Here is a 16,608-nt window from a genome sequence, read left to right as displayed (position 1 = left end):
ATAAAAAACTTTTTCTTTTTTCGGGAAGTTCTGTTTTGGAGCAGGTTAGCGTTTTGATTTTTTGATAATTTTAACATTCAAAACAATTTAAATTTTAAGAAATTCTAACACGATTATATGATTTTATATCTTTTTCATTTTCTCTAATTGATGAATAAGCAGTATCTTTGCTCACTTTAAAAATAAGTTTACATGTCATTATCACAAATTCTAACACCTTCTATACAAAAAGCAATACAGGCATTATTTGATGTTTCTGTCGATAAAATTGAGTTTCAGACTACCAGAAAAGAGTTTGAAGGCGATATTACGATGGTAATTTTTCCTTTGTTGAAAGTAATTAAAAGTAATCCTGCCGAATTAGGAAATAAAATTGGAAACTATCTGGTTGAAAATGTTTCTGAAGTTGCTCGTTTCAATGTAGTTTCAGGTTTTTTGAATATTGTAATTTCAGACAGCTACTATCTGAATTTCTTTAATGAAATAAAAAACAACCAAACATTTGGATATGTAACGCCAGACCCTGCTGATAAAGCAATTATGGTTGAATATTCTTCGCCAAATACTAATAAACCTTTACATTTAGGCCACGTTCGTAACAACTTGTTAGGATATTCGGTTGCAGAGATTTTAAAAGCTTCTGGTAAAAAAGTTTACAAAACGCAGATCATAAACGATCGTGGAATCCATATTTGTAAATCAATGCTGGCTTGGGAAAAATTTGGAAACGGAGAAACACCACAAAGTTCAAATTTAAAAGGCGATAAATTAGTTGGTAAATATTATGTTGAGTTTGATAAAGCCTACAAAACAGAAATTAACCAATTAGTCGAAGCAGGAAAAACCGAAGAAGAAGCAAAAAAGCAAGCGCCGATTATTATAGAAGCACAAGATATGCTTAAAAAATGGGAAGCTGGAGATGAAGAAGTTATTGCTCTTTGGAAAAAAATGAACCAATGGGTTTATGATGGTTTTGCAACTACTTACACCAATCTTGGAGTTAATTTTGATAAATATTACTACGAAAGCAACACTTATTTATTAGGAAAAGATGTTGTTCAGGTTGGTCTTGATAAAGGAGTTTTTGAAAAAGATCCAGACGGTTCAGTTTGGATTGATTTAACTGATGAAGGACTAGACCGTAAAATTGTTTTACGTTCTGACGGGACTGCAGTCTACATGACGCAGGATATTGGAACAGCAATCCAGCGTGTAAAAGATATGCCAGATGTTGGCGGAATGGTTTACACAGTTGGTAATGAACAAGATTATCACTTCAAAGTATTATTTTTAATTCTGAAAAAGCTAGGTTTTGACTGGGCTTCAAGTCTATATCATTTATCGTATGGTATGGTTGATTTACCATCTGGAAAAATGAAAAGCCGTGAAGGAACTGTTGTAGATGCTGATGATTTGATGCAGGATATGACAGATACTGCTCAGCAAATTTCAGAAGATTTAGGAAAATTAGACAGTTATTCTGCTGATGAAAAAGCGAAATTGTACAAAACAATTGGTCTTGGAGCATTGAAATATTATATTCTAAAAGTAGATCCTAAAAAACGAATCTTGTTTAATCCTGAAGAATCTGTAGATTTTGCAGGAAATACAGGTCCGTTTATTCAATATACTTACGCCAGAATTCAGTCAATAATCCGTAAAGCCGATTTTGATTTTTCTGCAAAAACAAATATTGAAGAACTTCACGAAAAAGAAAAAGAATTGGTAAAACAAATCGAACTTTTTCCAGAAGTAATTCAAAATGCGGCACAAAATCATAGTCCGGCATTAATTGCAAATTATACTTATGATCTGGTAAAAGAATATAATTCATTTTATCAATCTGTACATATTTTAGGTGAAGTTGATTTGACAAAAAAGATTTTCAGAGTACAGCTTTCGCAGAAAGTTGCCGAAGTTATAAAATCTGCTTTTACATTATTAGGAATTGAAGTTCCGGAGAGAATGTAAGAAAATAGTATAGTAACAAATGAAGCCGATAGTATTTTACTATCGGCTTCATTTTTTATCCCCTAAAAGGTGAAAAATATCATAATAAGACACATTTTACGTTAAATATTGTTAATGTCTATGAAGTAAGGATTTTTCATGTTAATTTTGTACTTTATAATTAAGGAATTCTTTGATTAATACATTAAAAAATCATTATTATATTGATTTGTAGGTTGTTATTTTTGGTTTTATGCTGTTGAAAAATAATGTCTAAAGATATTTTCCTATATTCATTTTTAACTATTTTGAATTAGTACCCCTTTTAGTATAAGATAATAATAGGATAATAAACCGTCTAAAATTGTTAGACGGTTTTTTTTATTTGTAAATTTTAAAATTATAAGAAATAGATTATATTTATTTAAGTTAAAAAGAAATAATTTCTTGTTAAAATTAATTTAATTTTATAAGTTGCGCCCCTTAATTCAAATAAACTATAATGAAAAGAAAAATTAAAGGGCTAATGATTCTTGTTTTTGTTCTTACGACGCAATTGTTTTTTGCACAAGAAAGAACAATCTCGGGAATCGTATCGGATGGAAACGGACCAATTCCTGGTGCAAATGTTGTGGTAAAAGGGACAAATAATGGAGTTGTATCAGATTTAGATGGTAAATATAAGATTAAGGCTAAAACAGGGGATGTTTTGATCTTTTCATATATGGGTATGAAAGACAATATTATAGCAGTTGGCACTTCAACTACAATAAATGTAAAATTAGAAGAAGTTGGAAAGGAATTAGAAGAAGTTGTAGTGGTTGCATATGGAAAAGCAAAAAAAACTTCTTATGTAGGATCGGCTTCACAAATTAAATCAGAACAGCTTGAAAATAGACCTTTAACGAATGCACTTTCAGTTCTAGAAGGTTCAACATCTGGAGTTCAGATTCAAAGTTCTGCAGGTCAGCCTGGAGCGGCTCCGGAAGTTAGAATTCGTGGTTTTAGTTCAATTAATGGTTCAAATACGCCATTATATATTGTAGATGGTGTTCCATATGCAGGGGATATAAGCAATTTAAATTCAAGTGATATTGAGAGTTTAAGTGTTTTAAAAGATGCTTCTTCAACCTCTCTTTATGGTTCAAAAGCTGCAAATGGTGTCATTATAATCACAACAAAATCAGGTAAGTCACAAAAAGATAAGTTTGCATTAAACTTAAGTACAGGTATGACTTCACGTTCTATTAAAGATTATGCAAGAGTAAATGCATACGATTATTATCCTTTAGAATGGGAAGCAATTCGTAATAGTCGTCCTATGGCGAATCAGGCCCAAATAGATGCAGCTAATACCTATGCATCAGCCAGAGTTCCTGTTGTATTGGTGACAAATCCATTTAATGTTCCAAATGAAAGTATAGTTGGTACAGATGGAAAATTAAATCCTGATGCGAAATTATTGTACCCGCAAGATCTTGATTGGGCTAAACAATTAGAAAGAGCCGGGGTTAGAAAAAATGTGGATTTTTCTTATCAGGGAAAATCTGAAAAATCAAACTATTTTGCTTCCATAGGGCATTTAGATGAGGAAGGATATATTCGAAATTCTGGTTTTCAAAGAACGACAGCAAGATTAAATTTAAATACAAGTTTAAAAGAATGGTTTAAAACTGGTGTCAATATTTCAGGAACTTTAACTAATTCGAAATTAGGCACTGATGGTGTAGAAAATACAAGTTCGTTTAAAAACCCGTTTAGAACCATCAGAACAATGGGACCCATATATCCTGTTTTTGATCATGATTCAAACGGTGATTATGTGCTTGGTGTTAATGGTGACCGAGTGTATTCTACAGTTCGTGGAACAGGTGCTTCTAATGGACGTAATGTTGTGTATGAGACATTAAATGATACAGATGTTGTAAAAGGTCTGGCTCTTTCAGCAAGAACTTTTTTTGAAATCTCTTTTACTAAGGATTTAAAATTTACTACAAATGCTTCTATCGACAAGACATACACGAACAGAACTTATTCTTATAATACTGAAATAGGCGATGGAGCACCAACAGGATTAATGGGTAAAGATGATAAGATTTTGACAGGTGTAACATATAACCAGTTATTAAATTATTCAAAAAAAATAGGAGAACATTCTTTTACTGCATTATTAGGTCATGAAAGTTTTGACTATGAAAAAAACTGGACTAGTAGCAGTAAAACTGGTCAGGTAGCTCCAGATATCATTGAATACGTAAATTATGCAACTACTACAGGTTTGACTTCTTACACTAGAAATTATGCTACAGAATCTTATTTTTCAAGGGTTGGTTACGATTACTTAGAGAAATATATTTTTTCAGCTTCGTTAAGAAGAGACGGATCTTCAAAATTTGCTAAAAATACACGTTGGGGTAATTTCTGGTCTTTGGGAGGAGCTTGGGTAATTTCAAAAGAAAATTTCTTTAAAAATTATCCTTGGATTGATGATTTAAAATTAAGAGCATCAATAGGACAAGTTGGGAATGACTCACATACAATAAGCGATACTAATGATGCTGGTACAAAAATAAATGGTTTGAATTATTATGTAAGCCAGCCAACATATAGTTTAGGTTATGATAATGGCAATGAAGGCGGTATTTTGATTTATGCAGCTGCGGCACCAGATTTAAAATGGGAAGTTAACACTCAAAAAGATCTTGCATTAGAATTTGGTTTGTTTAAAAACAGATTAAAAGGTAGTGTCGAATATTATAATAGAAATACAGACGGACTAATCTTTTCAGTTCCCAACCCTTTATCTTCAGGTTTAGATTATAGAGTAGAAAATATTGGTTCAATGGTTAACAAAGGACTTGAAGTTGGCTTAGATGGTGTAATTGTTAAAACAAAAGATTTTTCTTGGAATTTAAATATTAACGCATCGACAATCAATAATAAAATTACAAAACTGCCTCAGGGAGAAATTATAGATGGTAGTAAAAAGCTTGCAGTTGGTCATTCTATCTATGATTATTGGTTAAGAGACTGGTATGGCGTAGACCCTGCTGATGGATATGCATTATTTGTGGCTGATCCGAAATTTGTAAATGGAACTGATAGTAGTATAAGAGTTGTAAATGGTGTAAATGTAACAACCGACCAAAATAAAGCTTTGTATCATTATGCTGGTTCAGCAATACCTGATTTATTTGGAAGTTTCGGAAATACTTTTAAATATAAAGGACTTCAATTAAATGTTGTGTGTTCTTACCAAATAGGAGGTCAAATGTATGATACTAATTATGCTGCATTAATGCATACAGGTAATAATTATGGTTCAGCGTTAAGCACTGATGCTCTGAGAAGATGGCAAAAACCAGGAGATATTACTGATGTACCAAGATTAGACATAAATAGAAATACTCCGGCTGCCGCAGCTTCGGACAGATGGCTGAAAGGTTCTGATTATTTGTCATTGAGGCAAATCAATTTATCGTATAAAGTTCCTTCTGAATTTATATCAAAATTTGAGATAGACAACGCTTCGATTTACATAAATGGTGAAAATTTATTATTGTTTACGAAACGTCAAGGTATGGACCCTACCCAAACTTTTGATGGAACTACTCAGAATAGATATATACCATCGAGAGTAATATCACTAGGGGTGAATTTAAATTTTTAACATTATGAAATCAAATTATATTAAATTAATAACTGCCGTTATTGCAGTGTTTGTTCTAGGATCTTGTTCAGATGATTTTTTGGATAAAAAACCAACAGAATTTGTTGATTATGAAGGAGCAACTAAAACAACAGATAACTTGATGACGCTTTTAAATGGTATTCATAGATCTTTATATGTAAGGTATGAGTCTAATCAGAATGAAGACGGATTAGGGAGTTTAATGCAGCAAATTGATATTGCCGGAGATGATGTTGTGTTTCCTGTGACAAACGGTTGGTATCTACAAGTTTACAACTGGTCTTCTTTTTCAAATGAAAACTCTCAAGATTTAAGATTCCAATTTAGAACGTATTACAGAATAATTAGAAATGCTAATACGATAATCAATGCAGCAGATTCAGCTATTGGCTCTGATGCTGATAAAAAAATAGTAAAAGGACAAGCTTTACTTTATAGAGCATTTTGTCATTATCAGTTAGTACAATTATTTGGAAAAAGATACGAAAACGGGATTACAAATTCTCAGTTAGGTGTACCTATTATTTTGACGGTTGGAAGTGATAATTTCCCTCGTTCAACTGTAGAAGAAGTTTATGCTCAAATTAATAAAGATTTGGATGAAGCTAATATTTTGTTAGTTGGTTATGCAAAACCAAATAATTCATATTTAGACTTAAAAGTAGGACAAGGATTAAAAGCGAGAGTAGCCTTGACACAAGGAAATTGGGCTTTAGCAGCTGAGTATGCTAATAAAGCAAGAACAGGAAAAAATTTAATGCCTTCAACAGATTATACTTTAGGTTTTAATGATTATAATAATAAAGAATGGATGTGGGGAAGCCATATCAATGAAGTTCAAAGTGATGGTTTTGGAAATTTTGGTGCTTATATGTCAAGAAATTTTAGTTCAACAGTAATTCGTTCTTGTCCAAAAGCCATAAATAGTAAATTGTATAACATGATTCCTGAAACTGATGTACGTTCTTTGCTTTTTGATAAAACAGGAAAACATACAGCTTTAGAGTTACCATCCAATTTTGCTAAATTTCCTTATACAAGTCAGAAATTTTTAGCAGTAAGTACTGGTGATAGTCGATGTGATGTACCTTATATGCGTGTGGCGGAAATGTATCTGATAGAAGCAGAAGCAAAAGCAAGACTAGGAAATGCGGATGCTGCCAATATTCTTTTCGAATTTGAAAAAACTAGAAACCCATATTATACTTTGTCTACAAATTCTGGGCAGGCTTTAGTAGATGAAATTTTACTTCAAAGAAGAATAGAATTATGGGGAGAAGGTTTCAGATTTTATGATTTAAAGCGTACTGGCTCTGCTCTTGACAGAACAGGGGCAAATCATGATTCAGGTATCGTAAATGGAGTTATGGTAGTGGATCCATCTGATAAAAGATGGCAATGGTTGATTCCTAGAGCAGAAATCAATGCTAATCCATTGATTGTTCAGAATCCTCTATAATAAAAGTAAATAAAAAAAAGCCGGTAATTTTAGAATTACCGGCTTTTTTACAATTAACACGAACATTTTTTATTTTACAAATTTGTCGATAATTGCATCAGATTCTGCTTTTGTTGCAGTTGGTTTTAAATCAAACAAAAGAGAATAAAGCGCTTTTCTATCAACTTTAGCTTCTAAGTTTAAGTCTTTATGTCTGTCAAAAAGAGTCTGCCATTTGTCACGAACATTTTTCCAAAGAGCATTATTTTCTTTCCACCATTTTTGAGCCGCAACACATTTGATATCAGGAACTTTTGTATAAACATCAAATCCTTTTTCCTGTGCTAATAAAACATCTTTTCCGGCGTCATCACGAATAAGTTTATCGTTATCCTGTTCATGATTCCATCCAGTAGCAGTGATTTCGTGAATGTTTCTTCTTTTTAAAACATTATAATCGTTACGTTTTGTCTGCTCTCTTCTTGGAAGTGGCGCATCAGCAACGTTTGTCCAGTAATCCTGCCCGTCAACGTGTACCCAAGTTGATGAACCTTCATATCTTGGACTATCATCTACCTGATATACTTTTTGGGTCCATTGCCCTTTAACCGCTTTTTTGTCTAGTTTTTTGTATTTCCAAGATGTGCCTTTATCAAAAGAATATAAGTCAGTGTTTTCAAATAGCCAATCTTGTCTCCAGTGCTTGATAATCATATCATCACTTACAATTAGTAAATGCTGCATTGAGATTTTGTTAGGAGTATCCTCTACTAACTCAACCCACTCTAAAGCAGATTCATGTTTAGTTTCTGAAGGTTTATAAGTAAGAGAATCTTTAGGATACGAAAATGTTTCTGTGAAATTAAATTTCACTTCGTAGCAACCGCACATAGATTTAATAGATTTTATGTCTTGTTGTTTTTTATCCTGACTGAAACCAAGACTGCAAGTTAAGGCCATAATGGCTGAAAAATAAAGGCTTTTTGTAATCATAACTTAATTGATTTGTTTTAATTTTTGGCAAATATATAAATTTATTTAGAATAATTAAAAATAGTTATATATTTGCCAAGGTTATTAAGATTGAATAAAAATAATGAAAATAAAATTTACCCTTTTTGCTGTATTTACTTTCTGTCAAATTTCTTTTTCACAGCAAAAAGATACTATTGCATCACGAGAAAAACTCTCTGAAGTTGTTGTTACAGGGCAGTTTGAACCACAGTCTATAAAGAAATCTGTGTTTAATGTACGTGTTATTTCTAAAGAAGATATCAAACAATTAGCAGCAAATAATCTTTCAGATGTACTGAATCAATATTTAAATATTACTGTTAAAAATAGTGGAAGTGACGGCCGTTCTACAGTTTCGATGTTTGGACTAGATTCTCAATATTTTAAAATCTTAATAGATAATATTCCGCTTGTAAGTGATACCGGAATGGGGACAAATGTTGATTTAACTCAGGTGAATCTTGATGATGTGGAGCGAATCGAAATTATTGAAGGTTCAATGGGCGTAACACACGGAGCAAATGCTGTAAGTGGAATTTTAAATATTATTACTAAAAAAGGAGCCGGACATAAATGGGAAATAAGTGCAACAGTTCAGGAAGAAACCGTAGGTAATGAATATTCTCTTACTGATAAAGGGCGTCATATTCAAGCTGCTAAAGTAGCTCATAATTTCAATGAAAACTGGTTTGTTAATATTGGAGGTAACCGTAACAATTTTGAAGGATTTTATGATGATAAAAAAGGAAAAGACTATAGCGTAAATGATGGTTTACGAGGATATAGCTGGCTGCCAAAAGAACAATTGGTTGGGAATGCAATGTTAGGTTATCAGAAGAATAATTTCAGAATTTTTTACAAATTCGATTATTATGGTGAAAATGTTGATTTTTATAGTCCAATTTTAGTTCCACAAGATAATTACCCTTTTCCCGAAACATATTTCGCAAGAGACAAACGATATATAACAAACCGTTATTATCATCATTTAAATGCAAACGGAAAACTTTTTTCTCAATTAAATTTTAATGTTTCATTATCCCGCCAAAAGCAGGAAAGGGATGCGGAATTATTTAATTATCAAATAGAAACAAAACAAGAGTTTGATGATTTTAGGTTTACATACCAATCTAAAGAGGTATTATATTCTACAGGAACATTAAGTAATTTTTTTAATAGCAAAAAAGTTGATTTTCAATTAGGTTATGAAATTACAAATGAGAATGGTTTTTACAGCGGTTCTGCAGGAACTTTTTTAGATAATCAATTACAATCTGTTGATGTTAGAAAAAGATTAGAAAATTATGATATTTTCAGTGTTGCTGAAATTAGCCTGTCAGATAAATTTTCAATCCGTCCAGGACTTCGTTATTCTATCCAAACAATATTTAAAGATCAATATGCAAGTTCTTTAGGATTAAGATATCTTTTCAAAAAAGGTTTAGAGGCAAGGGCTTCTTTAGGTAAATCATATCGTACACCTAATTTCGATGAGCTTTATACCTATTTTGTTGATTCGAATCATAATTTACAGGGCAATCCTGATTTAATTCCAGAAAATAGTACTTCATATGAAGTGAGTTTTAAAAGATCATGTCATTTCGATTCGGGCGCACAAATAGCCAATAATTTAGCTGTAACTTTTATGGATGTAGATGACAGGATTGACATGGTTTTAACCCAAACGAAGCCTACTTCGGTATATAAATACATCAACATCAATAAATATAAAATGTGGAATATTTCAACCACAGAACAATATGCTTATAAAAATTGGAATGTAAAAGTAGGTGCTGCTCTAGTTGGAATTTCACGCAAAATAGATCTGGCAGCGTTAGAATTAACTTCTGATGATAAATTCTTGTATTCTTTAAACTTAAATTCTAGCATTTCATACAACATTCCAAAGTGGAATACCTTATTTGCTGTGTATTATAAATACAACGGAAAACAGCAACAATTTGAGGCAGGAACTGATGCAGATGGAAATGCTAAATTCTTTTTGAATGAAATAAAGCCATATAGCTGGATGGATGCTTCAGTTCGAAAATTATTTTTTAAAAACCAATTTGAAGTGACGCTTGGAGCTCGAAATTTATTTGACATCCAAAATGTCCAAATGACTCAAAATGGCGGGGGCTCCACTGGGGGAGCGCACGGATCAGGGAGTAGTGATTTACTACTTGGATATGGCCGCTCTTACTTTCTTAAACTTACGTATAACCTAAATTTTAATTAATATATAAATACCATGAAAAAAAATCTTCTCTTAATCCTTTCTTTCGTTTTACTTGCTTTTACGGCTTGTAATAGTGATGATGATGAACCTGTTGTAAATTCAATCGCATTCGCATCGACTTCATTGAATTTAACGGCTGCGACTACTCCAATCGAGATAAAATTTGCTACTCCTACAGCTGAAGCTGGTTCTGTAACGGTTTCTTTTGTTGAGACTGCTGTAGTAAGTGGAACTGATTTTACTACTTTACCGGCTGCAGCTGGAAAAACAGTTGTAGTTCCTTTTGCAAAAAATGTGTCTTCTGTAACTTTTAATTTTAACAAATTAGTTGATGCTATTGAAGGGCAAGTAAAAAATGTTGTTTTTACTATCACAAGCGCTACTATTAATACAACAATTGCTGAAAACAAATCTATTCAGGTAAACTTTAACCAAACAGCTTCTTTAGGAAATGCTTTGGCTGCTGAAGTTGGAGGGCCGTTAGAACCAAATCAGGTTTATGTTGATTTAAGCAGCGGAACAATGACAAAAGCGGTAAGGAATTCTTGGGACTTAGGGTTCTATTCAGGAGCTGAATTTAGAGTAGTTTTAAACAACTCTGTTAAAATGTCTGCTAAACAACTTGCAACTACAAATATTGATGAAGTTCAGGCTACTGACGACGCTATGATTATTAATCAAGGAAGTGGAGATGCTACTCAAATTGATGATCCAACAGGAGATATTACAAAAACTACTATTGCAGAAGTTTCAGCTACAGATGCAAACAATAAAGTATATTTATTGTACTTAGGAAATAAACCTGCTGACACTGATCCAGTTTTAGGAAAAGAAGGATCAGTTGGAGGAGAAACCAGAGGATGGAAAAAAGTTAGAATTTTAAGAAGTGGTAACGATTACAAAGTTCAGTTTGCTGATATCGCAGCAACAACTCACCAAGAGGTTGTAGTTACTAAAAATGCTGCTTACAACTTTACTTTCTTTAGTTTAATTGATAACAAAACAGTGAGTGTGGAACCGCAAAAAGCACAATGGGATATTAACTTTACAACATTTACAAATATTATTCCTGGTGCAACACCAACACCATATTTCTACCCGGATTTCGTAATTAATAATACTAAAGGAGGAGCTCAAACTTATCAGGTTTTAGTTACTGAAACTACTACATATGATAATTTTACATTAGCAAATGTAGATAATACTAAATTTACAGCAGATCAAAGAAATATTGGATCTAACTGGAGAAGTACTAGTGCACCAGGTGCTGGTGGAATCCCTGTATCTCAATTTGTTCTTAAAACAGATCGTTTTTATGTTGTGAAAGATCCTGCAGGAAACTATTACAAATTGAAATTCACAGGAGGTGCATTGGTTAACTTAGAAAGAGGTCATCCAACTTTTCAATATGCTATCTTAAAATAATTCATAGAAAAAAAATATAAGATTTCATTCTAATTTATGATATTTTGAAATCAAAAAGTTAATCAATCATTAGCTTTGTTTTTTTTATTTTTTTTGATAAAGAGGTTTGATATATCTAACCTCTTTTTTTTATTTTCTGCATTGAAAATGAATGTTTAATTTTATCTTTGCACGTGTTTTTTATTTTAAGAATTAACAAGAATTTTAAATTGATTCTAATTTTTGTAGTTCTTTTCTTTAAAGTTTATAATAATTAAGTGAATACAAAATCATATTTCTTTCAGTCTTTTGCAATTGTTGCATTAGCATTTATTGCTTTTATGGGTTTTAAGCAGGTTTTGCCAAATAAAATCTTTTCGGATAGTAAAATAGATTCAAAAAATGTACTGATAGACAGTATGCTTCTTGAATCTGTAGCAAAAGATTCTTTGTCATTAAAAAGTGATAGTATTGAAGAAAGCGAACGAAGACTGGGTCAGCAGAAAATTGTTTATGATGCTTCTGAAGGAATTGAATTTCCATCAGAAACTTTCGATAATTACAAAGGATATCAATACCTGATTTCATTTTACGAAAAATTATATCAATTAGAACAAAATCCAAACAACCATGTTAGGATTGCCTATTATGGCGATTCGATGACAGATGGCGATTTGATCGTACAAGATGTTCGTATGAATTATCAGGAACGTTTTGGTGGAAAAGGAGTTGGTTTTGTTTCCATAATTTCAGAATCATCAGCTTCAAGAGGTTCTGTAAAAACATTGTTTTCTAAAAACTGGAAAATACAATCGTATTTAAATGTAAAAAGACCAATAAGCCCTTTTGGTGTAAATGGACATGTGTTTTTTGCAAATGATAAAACAAATACAACCTGGGTTCAATATGAAGCCGGTTTAAACAAATATTCAACTTCACTAGATAATCCAACCTTGTTTTACGGAAGATCTTCTAAAAAAGGAAATGTCAATTTTATCATTGGGAAAGATACTCTCAAGAAAAACCTTTCTCCAAATAATTTGGTAAACAGCTTAAAAGTAACTTCCGGAAGCATAAAAAGCTTCAAAGCAAACTTTATTCATGCAGATTCAATCCCTATTTTCGGATTTAATTTTGATAACGGAAGCGGTGTTCACGTAGATAATTTTTCTCAAAGAGGAAATTCAGGATTACCAATTTCTATGTTTGATGCCAATGTAATGCAGGCTTTTAACAATAACCTGAAATACGATTTGATTATTCTTCATTACGGAACAAACGTATTAAATTACGGAACCAAAAATTATTTCTGGTACGAAAAAGGAATGACAAAAACAGTAAATAAAATAAAAGAATCATTTCCCGGCGTTTCCATTTTAATTGTTTCAACAGCAGATAAATCGACTAAATATGATTTAGAAATGAAAACAGACTCGGCAGTTGTACCCTTAATGAAAGCTCAGAAAAAGTATGCTTTAGAAACTGAATCTGGATTTGTGAACCTATATACTTTAATGGGAGGCGACGGATCGATGGTGAAATGGGTTGACGAATCTCCGGCAAAAGCCAATAAAGATTATACACACTTTAACCAAAGAGGAGCAAAAGCAATTGGTAATTTATTGTACAGTCAGTTAAATCAAGGATACGAACAATATAAAGTTTTACGCGCAAAACGTGAAAGCGGTGTTAAACCTAAAGCAATTAGAAAACCCAAAGCAGATTCCGTTTCTGTGAAAAATGACAGCATAGATGAATAAACTTTTTATCTTCATTTGTTGTCTTTTTTTCTCAACAAATGATAAACCGCAAAATACCGTCTCACCTCCAAAGTCTAATAATATGGTTAATAAAACAGATTCAGTATCAGTAGAAACTTATACAGGAAATCACATTTATAATGCAAAAGTATTAGAAAGTCTTTTTAAGAAGTTAAAAGACAACGAGAGCGACAATAATCAAAAAATAAACATTGTACACATTGGCGATTCGCACATTCAGGGCGATTTAATGACCAATAAAATTAGAAAAATATTACAGCAAAAATTTGGAAATGCCGGAAGAGGATTAGTTTTTCCGTATCAATTAGCCAAAACTAATGGCTCTTATAATGAACGTTTTCGATGTAATAGAGTTTGGGAAAGTTATCGAAATATCTATCCTGTTAGAAACTATCCAATTGGTTTAAGCGGTATGGCACTTTGGCGGGATAATGGAGGATTTCTTGTAGAACTTAATGTAAAAGATCCGTCATATAAATTCAATTCGATAAAAATAATTACGCCAAAAAATGAAAACATGTTTGATTTGTCGACAGCATCTCAAACAAAATTTATTGAAACATCTGAGCGAAAAGTAATCTCGCATAAAATCAAAAAAGGAGAAGCAATTTCTGTAATTGCAGATAAATATAATGTTTCGATTGCCGAAATAAAAAGAGCAAATAATTTAAAATCAAACAATATTCGTGCAGGAAGAATATTAAAAATACCAACAAACGAAACACAACAGAGAAATATTAAAACATCAGAATTTGTTTCTCTAAATCTGGAATCGGATTCTTACTGTCATTATTACAATTCAGAAAAAGCATTAGAAAAAATTTATCTGATTCCGAATAAAACAGCATCCAAATTTGAACTAAACGGAATTGTTTTAGAAAAAAATGCTCCGGGTATAATTTATAGCGGAATTGGTGTAAATGGTGCCAAATACTCAGATTATAATAAATATCCTTTGTTTTTTGAACAGCTGAATGCTTTACATCCTGATGTGCTGATTTTTTCTTTAGGAACAAATGAAAGTTACGAGAAACTAGAAGGCGGAAATTACATTAAACAATTAAGAGAATTTATAAACAATATAAAAGCTCAAAATGTAAAAGCTCCAATAATTGTAATGACGCCGCCTCCATCGCTGCTTAGAAAAAAACCGAATACTTATATTCAGGAATATGCAAAACTAATTAATGAAATTGCCGAAACAGAAGGCTTTGCTGTTTGGGATTTATATGATGAGTTTGGAGGAATGAGCGGAATCAGACAATTAAAATCACAAGGATTAATTGGTCCGGATTGGGTGCACTATTCTAAAAAAGGATACGAAAAACAAGGCAGTTTGTTTGCAGAAGCATTTTTAAAAGCATACGATAATTTTAAATTAAAAAAGTAAGTTGACAACACTAGATAACATCAATAATTGGTTCATTCAAAATTTTGGTGCAATTACAACAGAACAAGTTAAAAGCTGGTTTATTTATAATCCAGAAGAAAAACTTTTATTCAATACAGGCTTATTCTTAGGATTATTTCTGGTTTTTTATTTTGTGTATGGCTTTTTACGCAAAACATTCTATTTAAGATTAACGTATGTTATTCTGTTCTCGCTTTTCTTCTATTACAAGTCAAGCGGAATCTATTTTCTGTTATTACTGCTTTCATCTGTTGTAGATTATGGTTTAAGCCAGATTATTTATAAAGAAAGTAAAGATAATGTCAAGAAAACATACCTGGTTATAAGTGTGATTTTGAATTTAGGGCTGCTTGGATATTTCAAGTACATGAATTTTATGATTGGCACTTATAATGATATGTTTAACGGAAATCTGAAATTTCATGATATCTTTCTACCGGTTGGAATTTCATTTTATACTTTCCAATCGATGAGTTATATCATTGAGATTTATCGTGAAGAAATTAAACCGACAAAAAACTATATCGAATATTTATTTTTCGTTTCGTTTTTTCCACAGTTAGTTGCCGGGCCAATAGTACGCGCGAAAGATTTTCTTCCGCAGATTTATCAAAAACTAAATCTGACAAAACAAGATGTAAACAACGCCTTGTTCTTAATTATTGGTGGTTTAATTAAGAAAACGGTTATTTCAAATTACATTTCGGTAAACTTTGTCGATCGTGTTTTTGATACGCCAATGAGTTATACTTCATTTGAAAACTTAATGGCTTCTTACGGATATGCAATCCAGATTTATTGCGATTTCTCAGGATATTCAGATATGGCAATTGGTATTGCATTATTGCTAGGATTCAAATTGCCAGCCAACTTTAGAACACCGTATAAATCAGTTTCAATTACAGATTTCTGGAGAAGATGGCACATTTCGCTTTCAACATGGCTAAAAGATTTCTTGTACATTTCGATAGGAGGAAATCGTGAAGGCTCTTTTGCAGGATATTTGTTCCCAAGTTTATTCTTTTTCGGATTGCTGCTTTGGGGAATTACGAGTTACAATACCAGTATAATTCCGTTGATAATTGCATTCAGTTCAATTTTACTTTTCTGTTTGTCTTTTCTGCTTTCAAGCAAAAAGAAACAAACTCTGGTAACGAATTTAAACCTTTTCACCACAATGCTTTTAGGAGGATTATGGCACGGAGCTGGAGCACAGTTTATTGTTTGGGGAGCTTTACACGGATTAGCATTAGCGGTTCATAAAATATTTATGGAATTATTTCCATCCAAAAAAGAAGGGTCAAATTTCTTATGGAGATTTTTCTCTATCCTGATTACATTCCATTTTGTAGTTTTCTGCTGGATCTTTTTCCGAGCAAGAGATTTCGAAACAGCACTTCAGGTAATTAACAATATCGGACAATTAACACTCGAACCAGAACTTTGGAAAACAATTATCTTAGGATATAAAAATGTATTCGGATTAATGTTATTCGGTTACGTTTGGCATTTCTTACCGGAAACTTTCACAAACGGAATGAAATCTGTTTTTGATAAAACGCCAATTTTAGTAAAAGCCATAATTCTGGGATTCGTCTACTGGATTGTTTACGCAACAGCCGTGGCAGGTTCTCAGCCATTTATATATTTCCAGTTTTAATTTAGAAGGTTTAAAGTGAC

The 16,608-nt window shown here is 32.1% G+C and carries 9 protein-coding genes; 8 read left to right on the top strand and 1 reads right to left on the bottom strand.

Annotated features, from left to right (window positions below):
- Positions 1 to 192: 192 nt before the first annotated feature.
- The 3 genes from argS (at position 193) to ABDW27_RS08580 (ending at position 7,100) form a co-directional block, all read left to right on the top strand.
- On the top strand, positions 193 to 1,971 hold the full coding sequence (gene argS, locus ABDW27_RS08590) for an arginine--tRNA ligase (RefSeq protein WP_343695526.1): 1,779 nt from the start codon (positions 193 to 195) through the stop codon (positions 1,969 to 1,971).
- A gap of 481 nt (positions 1,972 to 2,452) precedes the next feature.
- On the top strand, positions 2,453 to 5,620 hold the full coding sequence (locus ABDW27_RS08585; protein WP_343695525.1) for a TonB-dependent receptor: 3,168 nt from the start codon (positions 2,453 to 2,455) through the stop codon (positions 5,618 to 5,620).
- 4 nt (positions 5,621 to 5,624) lie between these two features.
- The gene (locus ABDW27_RS08580) at positions 5,625 to 7,100 is read left to right on the top strand and encodes a RagB/SusD family nutrient uptake outer membrane protein (RefSeq protein WP_343695524.1); all 1,476 of its coding nucleotides are present in this window, start codon (positions 5,625 to 5,627) and stop codon (positions 7,098 to 7,100) included.
- 69 nt (positions 7,101 to 7,169) lie between these two features.
- On the opposite strand, the gene ABDW27_RS08575 is transcribed toward ABDW27_RS08580, so the two are convergent.
- Positions 7,170 to 8,072 (bottom strand): DUF6607 family protein, encoded by a 903-nt coding sequence (locus tag ABDW27_RS08575; RefSeq protein ID WP_343695523.1) that lies wholly within the window; start codon positions 8,070 to 8,072, stop codon positions 7,170 to 7,172.
- A 103-nt stretch (positions 8,073 to 8,175) separates the two neighbouring features.
- Between ABDW27_RS08575 and ABDW27_RS08570 the strand changes: the two genes are divergently transcribed.
- The 5 genes from ABDW27_RS08570 to ABDW27_RS08550 all read left to right on the top strand — a co-directional run bounded on the left by ABDW27_RS08570 (position 8,176) and on the right by ABDW27_RS08550 (position 16,588).
- Positions 8,176 to 10,332 (top strand): TonB-dependent receptor, encoded by a 2,157-nt coding sequence (locus tag ABDW27_RS08570; RefSeq protein WP_343695522.1) that lies wholly within the window; start codon positions 8,176 to 8,178, stop codon positions 10,330 to 10,332.
- A 12-nt stretch (positions 10,333 to 10,344) separates the two neighbouring features.
- Positions 10,345 to 11,757, top strand: a complete 1,413-nt coding sequence (locus tag ABDW27_RS08565) for an HmuY family protein (protein WP_343695521.1) — start codon at positions 10,345 to 10,347, stop codon at positions 11,755 to 11,757.
- 257 nt (positions 11,758 to 12,014) lie between these two features.
- Positions 12,015 to 13,496 (top strand): SGNH/GDSL hydrolase family protein, encoded by a 1,482-nt coding sequence (locus ABDW27_RS08560; RefSeq protein ID WP_343695520.1) that lies wholly within the window; start codon positions 12,015 to 12,017, stop codon positions 13,494 to 13,496.
- An 82-nt stretch (positions 13,497 to 13,578) separates the two neighbouring features.
- Positions 13,579 to 14,907, top strand: coding sequence for a GDSL-type esterase/lipase family protein (locus ABDW27_RS08555; protein ID WP_343695519.1), 1,329 nt, complete (start codon positions 13,579 to 13,581; stop codon positions 14,905 to 14,907).
- A 1-nt stretch (position 14,908) separates the two neighbouring features.
- Complete coding sequence (locus ABDW27_RS08550; RefSeq protein WP_343695518.1) at positions 14,909 to 16,588, top strand: MBOAT family O-acyltransferase; 1,680 nt, start codon at positions 14,909 to 14,911, stop codon at positions 16,586 to 16,588.
- Positions 16,589 to 16,608: the final 20 nt, after the last annotated feature.

The organism is Flavobacterium sp., from assembly GCF_039595935.1.
Classification (GTDB): domain Bacteria; phylum Bacteroidota; class Bacteroidia; order Flavobacteriales; family Flavobacteriaceae; genus Flavobacterium.
Note: the sequence above shows the minus strand (reverse complement) of the source record. Positions and strands in the feature narration are given on the sequence as shown.